Below are 19,370 nucleotides of genomic sequence, written 5' to 3'. Positions count from 1 at the left end.
ATCTGCCCGGTAGGCGAAATCTGTAAACCTGCACGATTTCTCCAGACACGCCTTATTCGTTAAGCGAAATCTGCAAACCTGCACGATTTCTACACCTATCCGGTAAGCGAAATCCTGTGCAAATACAGCAATTCGGTATGGGCGACTTTACCAGAAAGGGAATCCTGCAAAACTGCAGGAATTTCACCCGTTTCGCTTCGGCTTGAAGCAAAAGGGCCTCAAATGATGTAGATTTGCAGCAATTCCTCGGGCTGTGGACTCATTGAGCCGAAATTCCTGTAAAATAGCAGCAATTCCCTCCACACGTTCAAGCCCCAGGAGGCAAAGATGCCTCCAGAAGGCAATAATGCCCCCTGAAGGCGATGATGCCCCCAGGATCCGATGCGGTCTCTTGGATCCCGTAAAATCAGGCCGTTGAGAATCCTATGGGGATTTTTGCTACTTCATTTTTTATATAGTAGAGCTCGTCTCACAGTAGAAAAAATTCTGAGTGCCAAGTTTTGATTGTGTACATGGACATCACCACCCCCTCGTAAAAAACAGGGGTTTTCCAACAGCCTGGAGCAGGCACGCTTTTTTAACGTCATTCTTCCACCCCGTTAAGGAGGGGCGGCAGCTCAATTAATGCTGAACCTGAAGCGTATAATGAATATCCTCATCGGTATATTTGTACACATACAGATGGTAACGCCCTGCTTCCGCCGCGAATCCGCCGCTCATTCGGTTGCCTTCCATCTCGGACGGGTACAGGAGCGGACGAGCGGTATCGCCCTCCCGGTACAGGAGCCAATTCACACCGGATCCAAGCTGCCGCTCCAACTCAATCTGAAGCTCCGCCGGTTGGTCCACGTCAATGATGAACACATCCTGCTTATCACAGCCATTGAGGGTCCCAATGACAGGCCGGCCTGCTGGAACCGGGCCATTGGCCGTCTCAGGCGTATCGTTCGGCTCGGTCTCCTCGAACGGAGGAAGGTCCGGCTCCTGTACTTGGCCTGTTCCCGGCTGGACGACCAAGCGATAGGACTGCTCTCCGTTCCCCACAGTATATACATACACATAATAGGTTCCCGGCACAGCATCTACGGAGCCAGCTACGCTCGTTCCCTCCACTTGCGTCGGATAGGCAGCATAGTTATTCAGGTCGGACTCGTGGTGAACGACCCAGGCGACGCTTTGCGCCTGCTCCGTTTCCAACTCGATGTTCCATTGTTCCGCCTTCGCGGCATCAAATCGGTAAACATCAACCCGATCCGTGTCGCTCAGCTTGCCGGATACCGGAGCGCCCGTCCCATCCAACGGAACGGCCTGTTCCCAGGAATCGTTCGGTTCATGGTCCGCATTTGGTTGTCCGCCGTCATGACCGCCATCCTCGGCTCCCTCGTTGCCTTCATTCCCGGTGCCTCCATCCGGCAATTGTACGCCGTTGTCGTCCGGGTTCTTGCCAGCATCCCCGTCTGCGGGAAGCTTGCCATGGAACACGACATCATAGACGAATCGTCCTTCATGGTCCACGCGGTAATTGGTAAAATATCCGGTGACGGTCTTATATCCGTTCCATGGCTGTTCCGACAAAGCTTGCAAGAAACCGTCCGTCAAGCTGTTCATCGTGTGCCAATCTTGCTCTTTTCCTTCAGCGGTGCCGCCGATGTAAGTGCCGCGAAGCTCGAAGGAGCGGAAGAAGCGGGATTCCCGTTCATGCGTGCTCGAATCCTGCAATCCGGCTACTGCCGCTATTTCACTGTAAATATCGCCTACCGGCTTCGGTTCCAGCGTTAGCAAATAATCGTCAGACACAAGCGGAACCGTCAAGCTGTCATAGCGGGCGACCTGCTCCTCTATGGAGTGTTGGTAGGAATCATTCGTATGCGCCTCTCCGCTCATCGCCGCAAGCTGTCCTTCATAAGCGTTCGCGTCATTGAAGCGGATGGCATGATGAATGCGATCCAGTGTCATAAAATCTTGGTGGTACAAGTAATTGTACAATGCAAAGGAATAATCATAAAATTTCCATGCCCCGTACTGCGAATTCACTGTATCCGCCACGGAGAAGCGCTCTCCCGGACCGTCATTACGCAGATTGCCGACGACCGACTTGCGGGGCTGAATTCCTTCCGTCCGCGTCGCTCCGGCGAAGAACTCGGCGCCGCCTTCATCAAACCACTGCATGAGTCCGGTCTTATACAGCGGACCTTGGCCCCACATGCCTGGCACCTCATACCGGCCTTGCAGATAATGGGTAAATTCATGGCGGAACAGCTCTTCTAGGCTATAAATGCTCTGATCAATCGTCCGATCATACGTAAAGAACGTGCCGTCGGGTTCAATGTAAATGCCGCCGTTGTCCGTCGAATACCCGTATAAATACTTGTTCATCCGGTATTCATCCGGATTGTTGTAAATGACGACCGTCAGCACATCATCTGGATTTCCCTGCTCCAGCGGCTGGTCGCTGCCGATGACACGGTGGAATTGGGCTTGAACCTCCTTGGCAGCCCAATATAAGCGCTGAAGCTGCTCCTCGCTCAATTGGCTCCCCGTCTGGAATACGAACTTGCCGTCATCGAACTCGGTCCGCTGCGGCAAATATTGTTCCTTCCCGCGCTGCTTCAAGACGTCTATATCGACCGGGCGGCCGTAAGCATCCATCCCTGCATAATGCTGGGCTATCTGATCGGCAGCTACGAAATAGAGCTCGCCAAGCGCCGGCACCGTCTGCATGACATCTGTCAGCACCCGGTTCGCCTGCTGCGGCTCGCTGTAATAACGACCGAGCGAACCCGCATAGTAGATGGCGTTGTTCGTCAGCCACAGCTTGTCTTCCGATGTAGGGCCATGCTGCGCCATGCGGAACAACTGGTCCATATAAGCGTCGATCGTTCCCTTGAACGCAGCTTCCCGATCCGGTTCATCCATGCGCCACATGAGCACATAACCGACACCCTTCAGCACCTCGTGGAACGCACTGGAAGCCTCGTAGTCATCGGACAAGGCGTCCACACGATCGACGAAGCTTCGAACGAGGCCCGTCAATCGGTTCACGATGTCCGGATCGACGGTGGAGTTGGAGATCATTCTGCCCGTCGCTCCGATAACCTTGTTCTGCACGTCGGTGCCCCAAGCAAAGGCCGGGTTCTCCATGATCGCCTTGATAGCAGGCAGCATCTTTTCCCGGTATGCCGGCTCATTAAGTTGGGACAACTCCTTGTTGTAATACCCGAGGTAATAACCGGAACGGAGCACCTCCACTAACGTCAAAATGCCTTGCTCATCCTCAGGCGTGAACCGCGATCCGCTTTCCTGCAGGCGGTCCACAATCGCTTGGACACGATTCTCGTCCGTGTAAAAAAGCCGGGTATCGTCATTGTATTTGAACAGCTCGGGAATCTTCCGCCATTCTATGCTGACGAGCAGATCCGTAAGCTCCTCATAAGAGAGCGAATTCAGTTCCGCCATGCTGTACTGGCCGTCCGTACGCGTCTCGCTCTTCAGTGACCGAGGCTGCGGCTCCGAGATGCCGGCATCGGCAGACTCTGCCGCCGCGCTTGGCAGGTCCACTTCCGCGCCCAACGGCGCAACGGACGGCGCAAGCTCCTCCATCGCCAGTGCGTTGGCGACTCGCGTCTCCGTTGCTCCTTCCATCGGTAGCTTCGATTGGGCTGCGGCGGCGAAGCCCGCCGGACTTCCAGCAGCGATGGCCGCCGCCAGCAAAATCGAAGTCCATTTCAACCATGCTTGTTGTCTCATTTTGTGCAACATCCCCCTTATGCATGTTCGTTCATGTTCTCCAGTTATGAACGACAATGTTAAATATCGGCAGCCGGAATAAGGATTAACATGGAGCCAAATTCCTGTTTTTCTTGGGGAGTAGTGCCATCGACTCTCTAAAATGTTCCCGAAAGCGGGATGAAAAGGAAGGAGAGGAAAGGTTTCCTTCCGGATGAGAAGCTGATCGCCAGATCTCCTTTTCCCACTGTTATCCCTTGATTAGCAGGTGCATTCGAAGTATCCGAAGGCAATCCGATGACGATAAGAACGAATTGTCGAATTTTGTCATTTTAAGATTTTGGACCCGGCAGCATCGCCAGTTGAAATGGTTAATGTGTTGAGCAAACTTCAACAGAATCGCTTCAATTGAATGTTTTGTTGATTTATTTGCAATGGGCAGGGGGAAATATGCACACTTTCTCAACGTTTGCTGTAATATATAGCAACACATGAAACAGTCGCAAGCCCGGGACGGGGCCGTTGGCGGCGCAGCAGCGTAACGATGGACGGCGCGGTGCCCGTATCTTGGCAGCAACGGAACTCTCAGAGTAACTATGGAGATAAGGAGGTAGTGGCTGTGTTTTATTGCATCGTATGTTCCCAGCTACACGAAGAATGTGGTGCTGAAGATTGGGTGTTTGAACACGCGATTTATATCGAGCCGATGCTCGGCGAGAAAATTCAACTGGGGATGTGCAATAAGAAGGTCGGCAGAGGCAGCGGCCAATATAAATATTCGCGGCGCATGATAAAGGATGGCACAGCGGGATGGAAAAAAGTGAACAGCGATTTTCCTGTATACGAGCATATCGACCGGTTCCAGCTGTGGTGAACCGAAGCTGCTGTCGGCATCGGAATGGCATCCAATGACCGATGGGAGAGGAACGTCCCGGTCCGGCATTCGCCGGACCGGGGCAGTCGAAGCGGACGAATCCCCCGCTTCCATACTGTCTTATGGGCGCATCAAGCTCGTTCCATTCGCTATTTTTCCGCTTGGTTGGCGGTTTCCCATCAAAAGGATAAGTCCTCTATTTCCAAGAGGTGGGATCGTCATGGAGTCCGTACGCCCGGATCTGATCGTTCACCCGATCGGTGTCGGCATGTTCAGTCAAGCGCAATTCGACGAATGGGTGGAGAAGGCGCGCCAGATCGCTTGAGCGAACCATGCCAAGATGATCGGGACAAGCCATGAGGTCGGCTTTTTTCGCGACTCCGAGGTATCGCTTCCGATCGCGTACTGCATCGACAGCAGCGGGGAGGATGTGTTCATCTCGAACAGCGATGTCCGAAGCCGGCTCCTCAACTTCGACACGCATGATGTCATCATTGTCCCGGACGCAGGGGAAGTATCGGTTGGTAGTTAGACACGAAAAAAGCCTTTCTGGAGCTGTCTCGCTTCAGAAAGGCTTTCTCCTGGTGTATCAATCATAAGAAAGGATTAGTCCTCATCCTCGTCATCGTCATCCTCGTCATCTTCGTCTTCGTAGTCTACATCTTTGTCTTCTTCGTCGCTATCTTCGTCTTCTTCCTCGTCGTCTGCATCCTTGTCTTCCTCGTCGCTATCTTCATCGTCTTCCTCTTCGTCTTCCTCGCCGCTGTCTTTGACTTTCTCATCCTCGTCGTCATCGTCGTCCTCATCATCCCAATCCAAGTCAACCTTGTCCCCGCCATCCAGCTCTACTTCAATATCCGTGACCTTGTCCCAATCGATGTCTTCCAGGAAAGAGTCGAGGCTTCCGCCATCGGCTTCGAACTCAACGACTTCTCCATCCTTGTACTCAACCTCGATACTATCCAACCCTTCCAGATTTTCGAGTTGTTTTTTTACATTTTCAAGCTTGCTCATTGCGCTCAACCCTCTCCTTTAGAAAGAATATGATAATTAGCTTTCCCTCTATTCTATGTCACGCGGCAGACAAGGTATGGACGAATAAGAGAGGGGGAACGTGGAAAAATGCTTGCTGGCCGCGGGGTCCCAGATCCACAAAAGTATATTTTCCCTATGAATGAACAGAAGCCCTATCTTGCTAGAATAGGAGCGCATAAGCTGGTGTATGCCTGTAACGAATAAAGGAGCGAGTGCCATGAAGGGATTAATCCTCTGTGCTGGCAAAGGATCCAGAGTTCGGCCATTCTCTTCGGATACTCCTAAATCGCTTCTGCCCGTAGCGAATAAACCGCTTCTATTCTATTGCATTGAGAAACTGGTGGAGTTGAACATTCAAGAGATTGGAATCGTTATCCAACGCGGCCACCAAGCGCTATTCGAAGCGCTGCTGGGACATGGTGAACCATGGGGAATCACGGTGACATATCTCTATCAGGATATTCCGCTAGGCATTGCAGATGCAGTCAAGCAAGCGGAAAGCTTTATCGCTTCGAACCGGTTCATGCTTCTTCTGGGCGATAATCTGATTGCTCAGTCTCTGTCCGGACTGTGTGACTTGGTAGAGCGCAAGGGCCATGATGCCGGGATGCTGCTGGGCAGGGTGTCGTATCCGCAGGACTATGGCATTGCCGAAGTGAAGGGCGATCTTGTCATCGGGCTCGAGGAGAAGCCCGAGCGGCCCAAGTCCAACCTGGCGTCCCTGGGGGCGTACGTCTTCACTCCTGCTCTCTTCCACGCGATTCACTCCATATCTCCCTCTTCCCGGGGAGAGTATGAGATTACCCATGCGATACAATGGCTCATCGATCACCATCATTCCGTAGCGTATTCCATCACGGACGGACATCATTCTGACGTAGGAACGACGGAGCGCTGGCTGGAGGCGAACCGCTGGGTATTGGATGGACTAGAGAGTTCGGGGCAACCGATCCGGGAACATGATTATCCGGGATGCCGGATTATCCCGCCGGTGTTATTGGATCCGAGCTGTGAATTAACCGATTGCACGATCGGTCCGTATGTCACGATTGGCCCGCGTGCCCGTCTTATTGATTGTCATGTGAAGAACAGTATTGTGCTGGAAGATGTGAACCTGGAGCACTCCGAACTGAACAGCGTGATCGCGAGCCGGCATTTCATCGCGACACCATCCGGAAGGTGGATTGAATGAACATCTTGGTTATAGGGCTCGGTTATGTCGGCGCGACGACGGCCTTGGCTTTTGCGGAGCTGGGCTGGACAGTATCGGGGATAGACACGGATTGGGGGAAGCTGGAGTCGATGCAGAACGGACAGCTTCCTTTTTATGAACCAGGATTGGACGGGCTGCTGCTGAAGCATGTTCAATCGGGAAATGTACGCTTCTATACCGATGCGCAGCAAGCGATTCAAGATCATCAAATCTTGTTTTTATGCGTCGGGACCCCGTCAGAGAACGACGGGAGCGCGAATTTGAGTTACATTCAGCAGGCGGCGGAACAGATCGGCGAGCACATGCAAGAGTATAAGGTGATCGTCGTCAAAAGCACCGTGCCTGTCGGAACGAACCGCAAGCTAGCCGGTTGGATTGCGGGCAGCCAGCTCTCCGAGCAGCCGTTTGACGTCGTCTCGAACCCGGAATTTCTGAGAGAGGGGAGCGCGCTGCACGATGCGCTTCACCCCGACCGCATCATTATCGGCAGTGAGTCGGATAAAGCCGCTGGCATCGTACGTCAACTGTACCATACGATGTCTTGTCCCGTCCTCCAGACGGAACCGGCTACCGCAGAAATGATCAAATATGCCTCGAACGCATTTCTTGCCGCCAAAATCTCCTTCATGAATGAGCTTGCCCGGTTGTGTGACCAATGCGGCGTGCAAGTGTCCGACATCGCCGAAGGGATGGGACTCGATGCGCGCATTGGCCGCTCCTTCCTGCGGGCCGGCATAGGATATGGCGGCTCCTGCTTCCCGAAAGATGTCAAAGCGCTGCTGCATACGGCCCGCCATTACGGCGTGCGCCTAACGCTCCTGGAGAAGGTCGTTCAGATCAATCGTACCCAATACTTATACCTGATGACGCGGCTGAGCCGGAAGCTGCAGACGCTGAACGGACGGACAATAGCCGTGTTGGGCCTTGCGTTCAAGCCGGGAACCGACGATCTCCGAGAAGCGCCTTCATTGGCCGTCATCTCCTATCTGCTGAAGCATGGGGCCGAGGTGAAGGTGCATGATCCTGTCGCCCGCGTCCCCGACTCCATCCGAACGGCGAGGCTGACCCAATGCCTGGAGGCGGACGAGGCGCTGCAGGGGGCCGACGCTGCCGTTATCTGTACCGAATGGCCCGCCTATTCGGCCTTGGAATGGGATAAGCTTCGGGACGTGATGAGTACGCCGTACCTGTTCGACGGAAGAAATATGCTGGATGCGGCGCAGATGGCGGCTTGGGGCTACGAATACCAAGGCGTGGGGGTCCAACCGCCCAACTAGGGACTTCCTCATGGTTGTCTCATCACAACGGAGGGGGACGTATTGTGAACATTTTAGTTACGGGAGCTGCCGGATTCATCGGCTCTCATCTCTGCGAGAGGCTGCTCCAGGACGAGCAGACACATGTCATCGGCGTTGACGGACTGATCGAATCATCGACTCCCCGCCGGAATCGGCAGCTTAATCTTCAGGCCTTGCAGGGTCATCCGCGCTTCATCTTCCATGAGATCGACCTGCTGAATGCGCCGATGATGGAGCTGCTGGATGGTGTTGATGTGGTCTGCCATCTGGCGGGGATGCCCGGGGTACGATCAAGCTGGGGCCCCGAATTCTCGGCTTATGCCGCACATAACATCGTGGCGACGCAGCGCTTGCTGGAAGGTTGCAAGCAGCATCCGGTGCGCAAGTTTATTTATGCGTCGACCTCTTCCGTCTACGGCGAGCAGAGCGGGCGAGTCGACGAGAGCGCCAAGACGGAGCCGTTATCCCCGTATGGCGTTAGCAAATTAACGGGAGAGCAGCTGTGCCGCGTCTATTTGCACAATGACGGCATTCCGGTCACGGTGCTTCGCTTCTTTACCGTATATGGGCCGAGACAGCGGCCGGATATGGCCTTTCACCGCTTCATCCGTCAACTGCTGCAGGGAGATCCGATTACGTTGTATGGCGACGGAAGCCAGACCCGTGATTTCACGTATGTATCGGATTGCGTCGAGGGGATTGCCGCCGCGGTCTCTGCGGATGGAATTCGCGGCGAGATATTGAACATTGGCGGCAGGGAGCGGGCATCCGTGAAGACCTGCATCATGCTGCTGGAGGAACTGCTTCAACAGAAGGCCGCTATACAGTATGCGGGAGACACGTACGGGGAACCCCGCCATACTTGGGCCGACATCGCGAAGGCGGAGTCTCTGCTGGGCTATCATCCGCGCGTTAGTCTCCAAGCGGGATTGGCGGCGGAGATAGAGGCGCTCCGGCAACTATATCCATAAAGACAGGCGCCGAGCTTCCTTCGGCGCCTGTCTGTTCGTTATTGACCGTTCCATACCTCCAGTATCTCTTGAGCAACGCGCGGCCAGATGAACCGTTGTTCGGCAATCCGCCGGCCCCGCAGCCCCATCTGCCGGCTGGCATCCATATTGGAGAGGAGATGGTTCAGCTTCTCGGCGTACTCGATCGGATTTTCCGGATCGGTAATGAGCATGCCGTTGTCATTCAGCAATACTTCGGGATTGCCGCCGCGGGCCGTCGTCAAGAAGGGAAGCCCGGCAGCCATCGCTTCGTAATGAACTCTCGCCAGCGGTTCATCCCAGATCGAGGTGCACACGAATACGTCGGCTGCGCAGAACCAGCGGTGGATGTCGCCGGACTGAACATATCCGGTCGTAATAACGGGAAGAGGAGAGCGGGCGGCCAGAGCGCGGACATAAGCGATATAATCGCTGACCTTATTGTCGCTGTACCAAGCACCGCCCACGACGACCAGAGCGGCATCTGAATGCTTGAGATGGGACATGGCCCTGACCAGCACATGCGGTCCTTTGTTGCGCGACAGCCTGCCGACGAACAGGATGACTTTCTTCGATTCCAGCTGGTTCTGGGAGCGCAGGCTGTTCCGCTCGTTGCGGGCGTAGCTGGATTCCATCCACGGCGCGAAGAGAGACAGGTCTACGCCGGAGTATACCGTGCGCAGCTTCGGCGCGGCATGCGGTTGGTATCTGCATATTTCCTGTCCGATATAATTGCTGATCGTAATGATCCGCTCCGTCTGTTCGACGACGGCGCTGCCTTCCTCCGGATGAATCTTGGCTGGGTGGAACATGTCATTGTGCATGCTGAGAATAATCCGGGAAGCGGGCGCTGCGCTGCGAACCGGGAGAACGAGGCGCGGACGGTTGAAAATATGAATGATATCGTAATGCTCCCCTTGTTGGGAGAGGAAGCCGATAACTCCTTCCGCATACAATTCGAACATGCCGTCAGACGGAACGCGGACATATCGTATTCCGTCTGCGACTTCGGCATCCGGCAGTTCAGGATCTGCCCTTCCAAGAATGGTCAGACGGTGATGCTGGCTCAGTTGCGGAGCTACTCCGCCAATATAAGTTTGGATAGCCCCGCCTCTAATATTAGGGACAGGGAGCTTTTCCGTACAGATCATTAATACATTCATGCTGTATGCTTCCTCCTGTCTTAGGCAGTCTGGCCGAAACGGGACTTCCTGCGAGAATAGCGAGCGATCCGATGCCGGCGCGCTAACCGGATCATCTTCTTACGGCGGATACGCGCAGCGCTGAACCGCCGCTTGCGGCGAAGCGAGCCCCTCCTCCAGGACGGGCGCTTCCTGCCGGCGGAAGCGCGACGACGGCGTCCCCTTCTTCTCCGGCGACGGGTCGTTCCGGTCTCCCGCGGCCACATCGGGGCCGGAGCCGTGTCAGGCTTATTAGCTGCGGGTTCGGGGGCGGCAGAATGAGCAGCAGACTCGGCTGCAGCAGGTGCCGGTTCGGCAGCCACTGCCACAGGGATGGAAGGCTCGCCCGAGACGGCTTCCTGTGTCTCCGCATGCGCCTCCACCGCATCAGTCCCGCTGTCCGTCATCGCTGGAGGAGGCTCCGGATGCGGGAAGGCGGGAACCTCGATGAGCGGCAGCGCCTCTCCATTCAAGACGGAATTCGGGAGCGCCATGCGCCACGAAGCTGCCGGAGCCGGCGTGCTATAATCGCCAGGCACATACTGATCGGCATCGGCGGCCAGTTCCGCCAAGGCTTGCCACTTCGTATTCTCGGTCGCAAGCACCCGCTGCAATATCGGTTCCAGTTCCATGGAGAGGAAGGTCACCGGATCGAACACGACTTCCTTGACATGCTTGTAGAATTCATTCGGGAAAGCCATATCCAGGCAGAGGAGCTCGAACATCTCCCGATCCATCGGATTCGCCTCGTGGTAGGCGCCGATCATTCCCCGAATCCAGGCCATATCCCATATGCCCATATCGTCCATCGTGCTTGTGATCAGCTTCCGCAGGTCACGGAACGGGAAGTCATAGGCGACGCCGTCCAAATCAATGACCCAGATGCCGCCGGGTCCCATTTGGCCGTTCGACCATCCATAGTCTTGGTGAACGAGACCCCAATGCGGCTCTCCCATTGCCGTCATGCTGACATACTTGGAGGCATGCAGCCGTTCCAGCGCATCCCGCGCTTGTCTCTCGAATTCATCGACGACGCCGAGCAGTTGCTGGCTCGCCGGGAATTCATCGTAGGCGTTGGCAATATCGCGGAACCACCCGATCTTGGCAATAATTTTTTCATAGTATTTCGGCCATGTGTACAATCGGGAGGATTTGCCTGCCCGTGCGGGAGGAACATACCCCTTGGACAGACGGTGGAATTCGCCAAGTCCATAACAAAGTGTGGCGGCGCCTTCCAGATCGATTTTGGATACAGGCTGCATCTGTTCGATCCAGTCCGTTACAATCCAGAGCTTGCCCCCGGCTTCCACGTAATTCTCATTCGCCGTCGTTGGAATCAGGGCAGGCACGCGCGCGCCTTGATCGACCAGATACTGCTGTGCGCCGATACTGAACAGGCTGCGGGCAGGAACGCGGTGCAGCACCTTGAGACTTCGGGGACCTTTGTCGGTATCGATTCGCCAGATTGCCCCGCCTTTGTCCGGCTTCGATGTAATCAGCACCATGCCGCTGACCTGCATGTCATATTGGTTCATGACATGCCGTGCTACTTCCTCCACTTCAGGGGGCACATATTGTTCCAGTATCGTTCCGGGCGGAACGGTATGAACCAGATGTTCCCAGGGGCCAATTTGATATTGTTCCAACGGCTTTCCCTCCATCATCGTTAGTAAGTCATATCACAGGCAGAACCAGCTGGCGGTAAATATCCAGCATCCGGCTTGCCGCTTGGGAGACATGGAATCGCTCCGTTACGAAGGACCTTCCGGACTGCACCAGCTCGCTTAGCTCTTCGCTTCCCATCTGCCGAATCTGCTGAATATGAGCCATCAGCAGTTCTCTCGATACGGGCTGCTCTGAATGGTGATCTCCGAACCAGCAATCCCACGCCTGATCATATTTGCTGGCGTCGATGACACCGAGGAACCCTCGGCTTCCGGCGGATATAAGAGGGCGCAGGCAGGCCATAGCCTCCAGCCCGATACGGCCGGTTCCGATTACACAATCACTGATGGCGTAGCAGGCTCTCATATTCAATACTTCTCCCGGAAAAATGATAAACGGTTCTCCGGCCAACTGCCGCTCTCGCTCCGCGAGCTCCGCTACCTTTTCCTGGTCTCGGCCGCCGCCTACTATCATGAGCATTAACGGAGAGCTCCCCGATCTGCGCAGTGCTGCCACCGTGCGAATCGATTCCTCGCATATATCCGCCTTCTCCCAGGACAGACGTCCGGCATATAATACGACAAAGGCATGATTCGGTATCCCGAGCCTCTTGCGCAAGTATTGCCGGTACATTGGATTGTAGGCGTTGTACTCGGCCACATCGACTCCGTTGGGGACGGTCTGCGACTCAACGCCATGAAGGCGCAGCATGCGTTGCACCACAGGGCTGACGCTGATGAAGGTCGTGCCGGCCTGCATCCTCTCCATGACAAGGCCATCGTAATAGCAACCATGAACGGTAAAGATAAAAGGGACGTTCATGTGCTCGGCCGCCTTCCATGCCAGTTCGCCAGAAGGAATCTGATGGGCGTGCACAACGTGGATTCGTTCCGTATGGATAACCATTTTCAGCACGTTCAAATGCTCGATCCGGTTCACCGCGTCAGGCTCGAAATTATCCTGTACGAAATCAATCTCATAGTACGGACATCCGAGACCGACAAAGGAATCCAATAGCTTCCCTCTCTTGCCGGCAACAGCCACGAACGCACCCTGACGGATGAGCTCTCTTGTCAACGAGAGCGTATACGTCTCTGTTCCTCCGATATTGAATTGATCGATGACCATCAAGATGCGCAGCGGCCATAATGTAGGGGAAGGGACGGGAGAGATATCGGCAGGTACTGGATGAAGGGCAGCGGGGCTGGCCATTCCTGTCCGTTTGCGGGTTCGACTCCTCGAGGAATGTGCACGTCTTCCCGTTTTTTTCTTGACGGTCAGCGCCCGTTTGCTTTTTTGCATCGATTCACGCCCTTTATAGAAGGGTTAGCGTATATTTCATACATATGTCATAGGAACAAAAGTGACATGTACACTCGTGGATTTTTACGAATGATATTCCTTTTCCGCCATTGACTATCTACTTTTTCGAGAGCCAATGAATATATTGCATCAGAGTCTGCATGCAGAGAGGTGACATCATTGAAGGAGTACCGTTTGCCCGACCATGCTGAAAAAATAGGAAGCGGACGGCAAGGGACGGTGTACCGGATTGCGGCTGATCGATGCGTCAAAATCTATTCTAAGGCGCGGTACGCCGAACTGGAACGTGAAGCATACTGCCGGGCAAAGGGCTCGCCGATTCTGCCGGAGCTCTATGAGGCCGGAGCGGATTATATCATTATGGAGTACTTGGACGGGGAGACGATGCAGTCCCGGCTGCGCCGCACAGGCCGCCTGACTAGAGATGATGCGGCACAGATTCTGGATACCCTTGACGAGATGAAAAAGAGGAAGTTTACCCGCATCGACCTTGCCTTGTTCCACCTATTTTTCTATCGGGACGGCAGGATGAAAATTATTGACTTGGTACATGCCTACACCCGTTCTTGCTCCGTTCCCTTCGTACTGGCAAGGGGCCTCAGAAGAATGAATCTGCTGGACTCGTTCCTTGAACATGTCAAGGCCCTCGACTCGGAACGGCTGCGCGATTGGGATGAATTGATCAGAAGGAGTGGTTGAAATGGGAGCATCCCTCGATATCGGTGTGAACGATGCTTTCCGAACCACTGTGGAACGGGTTTGCCGTCACTTTTCGTTAGGCGATCTGCTGGGGGAAGCGATCAGACTTCGGGGCTCTTTTAATGTCAATGTCAAAATCAGGACGACGATGGGAAGCTACGTCATTCGCTTTGTCAATTCCTCGGTTCGTGAGGAACATCTTCAATATGTATCCGGCTTGCTGGATGCCTTGCCAGAAGAAGAAATTCCCGTGCTGCGGCCGTTACAGGATGAGCAGGGAGCCAGCATCATGTATGATGAGGGCCAGCGAATTCAAGTGACCCCATTTGTACGGGGGAGAAGCTTCCAATGCCGGGAACAGCAAGTGCGGGCGAGTGCAGGCATGCTGCGGAAGTTCCACCGTCTGCTGCGGGATATGAAGCCGGGGCCAGTTCCGGAATGGTCATTTTATCGTTCGACCGATTATTTTGCCGAGACGTTCCGTCACCTTCGATCGCTGCCGGCCATCCCGGCCGAGGAGTTGTCCCGCGCGTCCTATTTTCTGGAGCGGATTGTACAGCAATATGATGAAGCCGAACCGATGCTGCCTCATTCCATTGTTCATGGCGATTGGCATTTTTGGAATCAGCGGTATCTGGTTAACGATGTCAATTGCGTGATGGACTTCGATTTCGTGCAGCATGGCGTCCGATTGTTCGACGTGGCCTATGCGCTATGGGTTATCTATTTGCTGCTCCCGCAATATGCGGAGACGTTCGATGCCGCCTTTTTATCAGGCTATGGGGAACTGACCGACGAAGAGATTCGCGCTCTTCCTGCTGCGCTTTCTCGGGTAAGCTTGTTCTTCCTCTGCCAGGCGGCTTATGCGACCGATCCGGCAGCGAAATGGAAGCGGCAGTTCCAGCGGCAAATGCCTTTTCTGGAATGGATGCAGGGGGAGGGAGGCCGCCGCGTCAGCGAGCTGGCGCGTTCGGCAAGCGGGAAATCGCTTAATTGCTCAGGGGATGAACATGGAACGGAAGGCCACATCGGAAGCGGGTGAAGCACCCGCTTGTTTTTTATGTTTCGGGCTGCAAGAGCAACCATTGCCGTGCAATGTTTGGATATTTTTTGGTATGATAGAAGCGGACGAACGTACGGAACCCGTTTATTTTGGAGGATCGGAGGGATGTAAGCTTGAATTATCCGCACAATATCAAGCCTGCCGCCCATAAGTTGATGGAATTGCATGCGGAGGCGATGTTTACGCATGACCGGAACATGCGGCTTCTCACGATTAACGAGCCCTGGCCCGGCCAGCCCCCTGCGCCCCGGTTTTTCCTGGGACGGACCATCGAGGGTTCGGCTCTCTGCCGGATTCGGCATGATGTCCCGGAGAAGCTTGTCGCGCAGCTGAAGGAATTATGCGCCGACGAACCGATCATCCGGGACTTTCGCACGAAGCCGCGACATTGTGAGGCGTATATGAACCTTCTTCACGGCGAACGCTTCACGATGGGGCCTTGTTATCTTGTTCCTGACATCGTGCCGACAAGGGAGATCGTCCGCATCACGCGAACAAATAGCACCGAATTGCTGCACGGCGGTTTCGAATGGCTGACCTCGGAAATAGACTATGCACAGCCCTGCATAGCGCTCGTGCGCGATAACAGGGCGGTCTCGATCTGCCGCAGCGTTCGCATCGCATCCGGGGCGCATGAAGCGGGGCTGGAGACTTTGGATAACTATCGTGGAAAGGGATATGCCGGTGCCGTTGTTGCCGGCTGGGCACAGGCGGTGCGGGAGATGGACGCTTGGCCGTTATACAGCACGTTGGGAGAGAATCAGTCATCCCAGCACGTGGCGCGAAAGTTAGCTTTATCCTTATATGGAGTTAATTTCACCATCATTTGACCTCATCTCGCGTTTGCAGCCGGTGACCTTTCAGCCGCCTCCCAGGGCGGTTTTTTTCGTTCACAAGGTCCTGCCGAACGGGCGATTTGAAAATCGAATCCGTGTAGCGTAAGCTGAAATATATAGGGCTAACAGCAATGGAGGAACCAGCATGAATATGATGATTGGACGCTTTGAAATACTGGAAGCACTGCAAAAGCATTGGGGCGGGTTTTTCCGTCAATATCAAATGGCGCTGAATGAGCTGAAAAGCGATTTCCAGATCATTGATTTGGAATGGAAGACAAGGCATGGATATTCCCCTATCGAGCATATCAAGGGGAGAATTAAGGATCCGCTGTCTCTGCTTAAAAAGATGGAACGCAAAAACATCCCGTTCAACCAGCAGATCGTGCAGGAGGAGATTCGGGATATCGCCGGCCTTCGCATCGTGACGACGTTCATCGATGACGTCTACATGATGAAGGAGCATATTGAACAACGGGAGGACATTCGCGTTATTCAGATCAAAGACTATATCCAAAACCCGAAGCCAAGCGGGTATATGAGCTTGCATTTGGTCGTTCAGACTCAGGTGATTCTGTCGGAAGGCGTATTGTGGATTCCGGCGGAGATTCAGCTGCGGACGTCATCCATGGATTTCTGGGCGGCGACGGAGCATAAGCTCAACTACAAGTACCAAGGGGGAGACATCCCCGATGAAGCGAAAAAACAATTAAAGGCGCTGGCGCAGTCATCCTTCCAGATGGATCGGCAGATGTCGCTGCTGCGCAATCAATTACTTACTTCTTCATAATACCAATATTTTAGCATCTACGGATTTTCTCTTTTTTGCTAGGATGAGGATGAGCATAATCTATCATCTCTAGCAAAGAAAGGAGATCCGATTTGAATTTTCGACGCAAATTCGTTGTTGTGGCGGCTGCGGCCGCCATGTTCATTACAGGAAGCTTGGCATGGGGAGAATCGAAGAGCGCCCCGCTGCCCTTCGATGACATCGAGGGCCTCTATGGCCAGGACGATATTGTCGCTCTCTATAACCAAGGCATTGTAACCGGCTTCGGCAACAGGACCTTTGAACCGGAGAAACCGGTGACCCGCGCCGAGTTCATCTCGATGGTGAACCGTCTGCTCAAGGTGCAGCCCGTGGCCAGCGATATTCCCGCATTCGATGACGTGCCGCGCAAGGCGTGGTACTACGGTGCGGTGCAGGCGGGATTGCTGCTCCAACTGGTGGATGGAACGGGAGCGCGTTCCTATGAGCCGCAGCGGCCGGTAACCCGGCAAGAAGCGGCGGCTATCATGATGCGGACGTTCAAGCAACCGAAGGAGTCGGCTGCCGGTTGGCCGTCGTACGAGGACGCGTCCCTTATCGCGGAATGGGCGGTTCCGTATGTCAGCATGATGCAGCAGCAGAATCTGATGAACGGAGATGGAGGCAAGTTCCGCCCGAACGATCCAATGACCCGCCAAGAAACGGCCGCCGTACTGCATCGCGCCCTTCAGCAGCCGGATTGGGCGAACGCGTTGGATGCGGCTCCGCCGCAGCGCATTGAGCTGGGGTGGCAGTATGGATTGACGACGCAGCAGTACATAGCCCAAGTTGCTTCCTCGTCTGTTAATACATTGTCGCCACGATGGTATTTTCTTGATTCTTCCCAGACGGTCTCTGATCATACCGATAGGACGCTCATCAATTGGGCGAAGCAGAATGGCAAGCAGGTCTGGGCGATGGTGGGCAACGGGTTCAATGCGGAGCTGACGCATCAAGTGCTCACCGATCCGGCACGGAAGAACGCCGTCATATCGAAGCTTACGGGCTATGTCAAGCAGTATGGGCTCGACGGCTTGAATCTCGATTTTGAAAATGTGTATCCGAAGGACCGGGAAGCGCTCACCGCCTTCGTCATCGAGCTGGCTGACGAGCTGCATCGGCTGGAGGCGGTGCTGTCTGTTGACGTGTCTCCGGATCTGGGGACCGATTGGACTGAGGCCTTCGATTATGCGGCCTTGGGAGAGGCGGCGGATTACATGGTGCTGATGGGATATGACGAGCATTGGGATGGCGCCCCGACGGCCGGTTCCGTCTCATCGCTGCCTTGGGTGCAGCGTGCATTGGATAAGCTGCTGCAGTCGGTTCCTTCGGACAAGGTGATAGCCGGGCTTCCCTTCTATACGAGAGAGTGGAGCGTGCAGGGGGAGAAGCTATCTTCCCGCGACTTGACCTTGATCGAACAAGGAGAGCTGCTTCGATCACGCAAGACAAAATGGGACGGCAAGACGGCTCAGTATGTGGCGGACTTCACGGCAAGCGGCGTTCGGCATCTCGTCTGGGCGGAGGACAGCCGTTCTCTTGCCGCGAAGTATGCGATGGCCGCGAACCGCGATATCGCCGGCTTCGCATACTGGTATGCAGGGGCCGAGACCGATGATATTTGGAATGCGCTGGACAATGCGTGGAGATATGCTTCATATTCGTTCTAGCGCGGCAAGGGCAGCGATATGCCCCACACAACAAAGAGGATATCTCAGAGTCTCATAGGCATTGACAGGGATTGCTAGGCATTGACGGGGATTGACAGGGATTGATAGGCATTGCAAAATGACCGGGGTCGGCGATTTAAGCCACTATTTGATGAAGCTCCTGCAAAAGTACATTATTTTCATCGACTTTTGTCTTTTTTCCATTGAATAGTCTGAAATTGATGCAGTTTTGCAGGATTCACTGCAGCGGAGTACATGGCATAAATGAAAGCTGCATATTTGCAGTTTTTCGGCAAGTCGAGCGTTGAGAATCAGGAAGGCTGTCTCACTGTAGCTATATACTACTTTTCGGACACCCCATTATTAGGTCATCCAGAGTTTTCTGGTTGGCCTTGTTTTTGGTCAATTTATCATGGCGGTAGCCGGGAGAATGTGACAGCCCACTGGGGAAATACCTCGTACACGTGAAACATATGAAATCATCCTCGTCAATCCTTTGCAAGTACACCGAGCTAGAAGAGCAGGACTACGGAAAGTAAAAACCGATGAATTAATCGGATTCGGATCCATAGCATGTGTGAGCACAAAGTAGCCGCCGTTATGGTGGAAAAGATTGGAGACGCTTCTCAGTTTAGTCATCCTAAACAAATCGTTGCGAAGGCAGGGCTAGTTCAAAGTGTTTTTCGATCTGGAAAGTTCACAGCTAGTGGAAATAAAATGACAAAAACGTGATTCCAAGCTGCTGAGAAAAGCTGCCTATTTGGCGGTAATGTGTGGATCATGTGGTTTAAGATTAGACAAGAATAAAGCGAAGGAAAGCCCCATAAAGCAGCCCGTGATAGCCTCACGTCTACGCCATGTTACAAAAGGGCAATCCTTCACTTTCTAGATAAGTATAACCATAAGCCTCCAATGCATGGAGGCTTAGTTGACATGCTGTAAATACAGTATCCAAGAGAACCTGATTCTGAAGTGCCTATTGGCAAGGTA

The 19,370-nt window shown here is 54.1% G+C and carries 16 protein-coding genes; 11 read left to right on the top strand and 5 right to left on the bottom strand.

Annotation, left to right across the window (positions count from 1 at the left end; genetic code table 11):
* Positions 1 to 621: 621 nt before the first annotated feature.
* A complete protein-coding gene (locus tag FLT43_RS07255) occupies positions 622 to 3,747 on the bottom strand; it encodes a collagenase (protein WP_087442341.1) in 3,126 nt (1,041 codons plus the stop codon).
* A gap of 523 nt (positions 3,748 to 4,270) precedes the next feature.
* On the opposite strand from FLT43_RS07255, the gene FLT43_RS30475 reads away from it, so the two are divergent.
* Positions 4,271 to 4,600 carry a DUF3973 domain-containing protein gene (locus FLT43_RS30475; protein WP_240927222.1) on the top strand — a complete coding sequence of 110 codons (330 nt, stop codon included), beginning with the start codon at positions 4,271 to 4,273 and terminating at the stop codon, positions 4,598 to 4,600.
* Positions 4,601 to 4,940: 340 nt separating this feature from the next.
* A complete protein-coding gene (locus FLT43_RS29270; protein ID WP_174818217.1) occupies positions 4,941 to 5,132 on the top strand; it encodes a hypothetical protein in 192 nt (63 codons plus the stop codon).
* Positions 5,133 to 5,206: 74 nt separating this feature from the next.
* Here FLT43_RS29270 and FLT43_RS29265 read toward each other — a convergent pair whose 3' ends face one another.
* Positions 5,207 to 5,614, bottom strand: a complete 408-nt coding sequence (locus FLT43_RS29265; RefSeq protein WP_164776585.1) for a hypothetical protein — start codon at positions 5,612 to 5,614, stop codon at positions 5,207 to 5,209.
* A gap of 238 nt (positions 5,615 to 5,852) precedes the next feature.
* Here FLT43_RS29265 and FLT43_RS07235 point away from each other — a divergent pair, with 238 nt between their 5' ends.
* The 3 genes from FLT43_RS07235 to FLT43_RS07225 are packed head-to-tail and all read left to right on the top strand — an operon-like array spanning position 5,853 to position 9,117.
* Entirely contained in the window at positions 5,853 to 6,827 is a 975-nt protein-coding gene (locus tag FLT43_RS07235; protein ID WP_087442343.1) for a sugar phosphate nucleotidyltransferase, read from the top strand.
* Positions 6,824 to 8,125, top strand: coding sequence for a UDP-glucose dehydrogenase family protein (locus FLT43_RS07230; protein ID WP_087442344.1), 1,302 nt, complete (start codon positions 6,824 to 6,826; stop codon positions 8,123 to 8,125). Before FLT43_RS07235 ends, FLT43_RS07230 begins: the two co-directional genes overlap by 4 nt.
* A 44-nt stretch (positions 8,126 to 8,169) precedes the next feature.
* Positions 8,170 to 9,117: an NAD-dependent epimerase/dehydratase family protein gene (locus tag FLT43_RS07225; protein WP_087442345.1), complete on the top strand. Its 948-nt coding sequence runs from the start codon at positions 8,170 to 8,172 to the stop codon at positions 9,115 to 9,117.
* Between the two features lie 38 nt (positions 9,118 to 9,155).
* Here the strand turns inward: FLT43_RS07225 and FLT43_RS07220 are convergent, their stop codons facing one another.
* The 3 genes from FLT43_RS07220 to FLT43_RS07210 are packed head-to-tail and all read right to left on the bottom strand — an operon-like array spanning position 9,156 to position 13,283.
* The gene (locus tag FLT43_RS07220) at positions 9,156 to 10,298 is read right to left on the bottom strand and encodes a glycosyltransferase family 4 protein (RefSeq protein ID WP_087442346.1); all 1,143 of its coding nucleotides are present in this window, start codon (positions 10,296 to 10,298) and stop codon (positions 9,156 to 9,158) included.
* 20 nt (positions 10,299 to 10,318) lie between these two features.
* Positions 10,319 to 11,962, bottom strand: a complete 1,644-nt coding sequence (locus tag FLT43_RS07215) for a CotS family spore coat protein (protein ID WP_087442347.1) — start codon at positions 11,960 to 11,962, stop codon at positions 10,319 to 10,321.
* Between the two features lie 28 nt (positions 11,963 to 11,990).
* Positions 11,991 to 13,283: a glycosyltransferase gene (locus FLT43_RS07210; RefSeq protein ID WP_087442348.1), complete on the bottom strand. Its 1,293-nt coding sequence runs from the start codon at positions 13,281 to 13,283 to the stop codon at positions 11,991 to 11,993.
* A 180-nt stretch (positions 13,284 to 13,463) separates the two neighbouring features.
* Here FLT43_RS07210 and FLT43_RS07205 point away from each other — a divergent pair, with 180 nt between their 5' ends.
* The 6 genes from FLT43_RS07205 (at position 13,464) to FLT43_RS30795 (ending at position 19,112) form a co-directional block, all read left to right on the top strand.
* On the top strand, positions 13,464 to 14,003 hold the full coding sequence (locus tag FLT43_RS07205) for a protein kinase family protein (protein WP_115057854.1): 540 nt from the start codon (positions 13,464 to 13,466) through the stop codon (positions 14,001 to 14,003).
* A 1-nt stretch (position 14,004) separates the two neighbouring features.
* Positions 14,005 to 15,045 carry a phosphotransferase enzyme family protein gene (locus tag FLT43_RS07200; RefSeq protein WP_087442350.1) on the top strand — a complete coding sequence of 347 codons (1,041 nt, stop codon included), beginning with the start codon at positions 14,005 to 14,007 and terminating at the stop codon, positions 15,043 to 15,045.
* Between the two features lie 134 nt (positions 15,046 to 15,179).
* A complete protein-coding gene (gene aac(2')-IIb / locus FLT43_RS07195) occupies positions 15,180 to 15,896 on the top strand; it encodes a kasugamycin N-acetyltransferase AAC(2')-IIb (RefSeq protein WP_244194178.1) in 717 nt (238 codons plus the stop codon).
* Between the two features lie 151 nt (positions 15,897 to 16,047).
* Positions 16,048 to 16,692: a GTP pyrophosphokinase gene (locus FLT43_RS07190; RefSeq protein WP_087442351.1), complete on the top strand. Its 645-nt coding sequence runs from the start codon at positions 16,048 to 16,050 to the stop codon at positions 16,690 to 16,692.
* 92 nt (positions 16,693 to 16,784) lie between these two features.
* Positions 16,785 to 18,380, top strand: coding sequence for an S-layer homology domain-containing protein (locus FLT43_RS07185; protein ID WP_164776583.1), 1,596 nt, complete (start codon positions 16,785 to 16,787; stop codon positions 18,378 to 18,380).
* A 573-nt stretch (positions 18,381 to 18,953) separates the two neighbouring features.
* The gene (locus FLT43_RS30795) at positions 18,954 to 19,112 is read left to right on the top strand and encodes a transposase (RefSeq protein WP_087442352.1); all 159 of its coding nucleotides are present in this window, start codon (positions 18,954 to 18,956) and stop codon (positions 19,110 to 19,112) included.
* Positions 19,113 to 19,370 lie beyond the last annotated feature (258 nt).

Origin of the sequence: Paenibacillus thiaminolyticus (assembly GCF_007066085.1) — a bacterium.
Lineage (GTDB): Bacteria > Bacillota > Bacilli > Paenibacillales > Paenibacillaceae > Paenibacillus_B > Paenibacillus_B thiaminolyticus.
Note: the sequence above shows the minus strand (reverse complement) of the source record. Positions and strands in the feature narration are given on the sequence as shown.

What these genes read in the sequence shown, in the direction of transcription:
- FLT43_RS07255 (WP_087442341.1), bottom strand. Translation starts at nt 3,747, where the DNA reads ATGAGACAACAAGCATGGTTGAAATGGACTTCGATTTTGCTGGCGGCG.
- FLT43_RS30475 (WP_240927222.1), top strand. Translation starts at nt 4,271, where the DNA reads ATGGACGGCGCGGTGCCCGTATCTTGGCAGCAACGGAACTCTCAGAGT.
- FLT43_RS29270 (WP_174818217.1), top strand. Translation starts at nt 4,941, where the DNA reads ATGATCGGGACAAGCCATGAGGTCGGCTTTTTTCGCGACTCCGAGGTA.
- FLT43_RS29265 (WP_164776585.1), bottom strand. Translation starts at nt 5,614, where the DNA reads ATGAGCAAGCTTGAAAATGTAAAAAAACAACTCGAAAATCTGGAAGGG.
- FLT43_RS07235 (WP_087442343.1), top strand. Translation starts at nt 5,853, where the DNA reads ATGAAGGGATTAATCCTCTGTGCTGGCAAAGGATCCAGAGTTCGGCCA.
- FLT43_RS07230 (WP_087442344.1), top strand. Translation starts at nt 6,824, where the DNA reads ATGAACATCTTGGTTATAGGGCTCGGTTATGTCGGCGCGACGACGGCC.
- FLT43_RS07220 (WP_087442346.1), bottom strand. Translation starts at nt 10,298, where the DNA reads ATGAATGTATTAATGATCTGTACGGAAAAGCTCCCTGTCCCTAATATT.
- FLT43_RS07210 (WP_087442348.1), bottom strand. Translation starts at nt 13,283, where the DNA reads ATGCAAAAAAGCAAACGGGCGCTGACCGTCAAGAAAAAAACGGGAAGA.
- FLT43_RS07200 (WP_087442350.1), top strand. Translation starts at nt 14,005, where the DNA reads ATGGGAGCATCCCTCGATATCGGTGTGAACGATGCTTTCCGAACCACT.
- FLT43_RS07190 (WP_087442351.1), top strand. Translation starts at nt 16,048, where the DNA reads ATGAATATGATGATTGGACGCTTTGAAATACTGGAAGCACTGCAAAAG.
- FLT43_RS30795 (WP_087442352.1), top strand. Translation starts at nt 18,954, where the DNA reads ATGTGTGAGCACAAAGTAGCCGCCGTTATGGTGGAAAAGATTGGAGAC.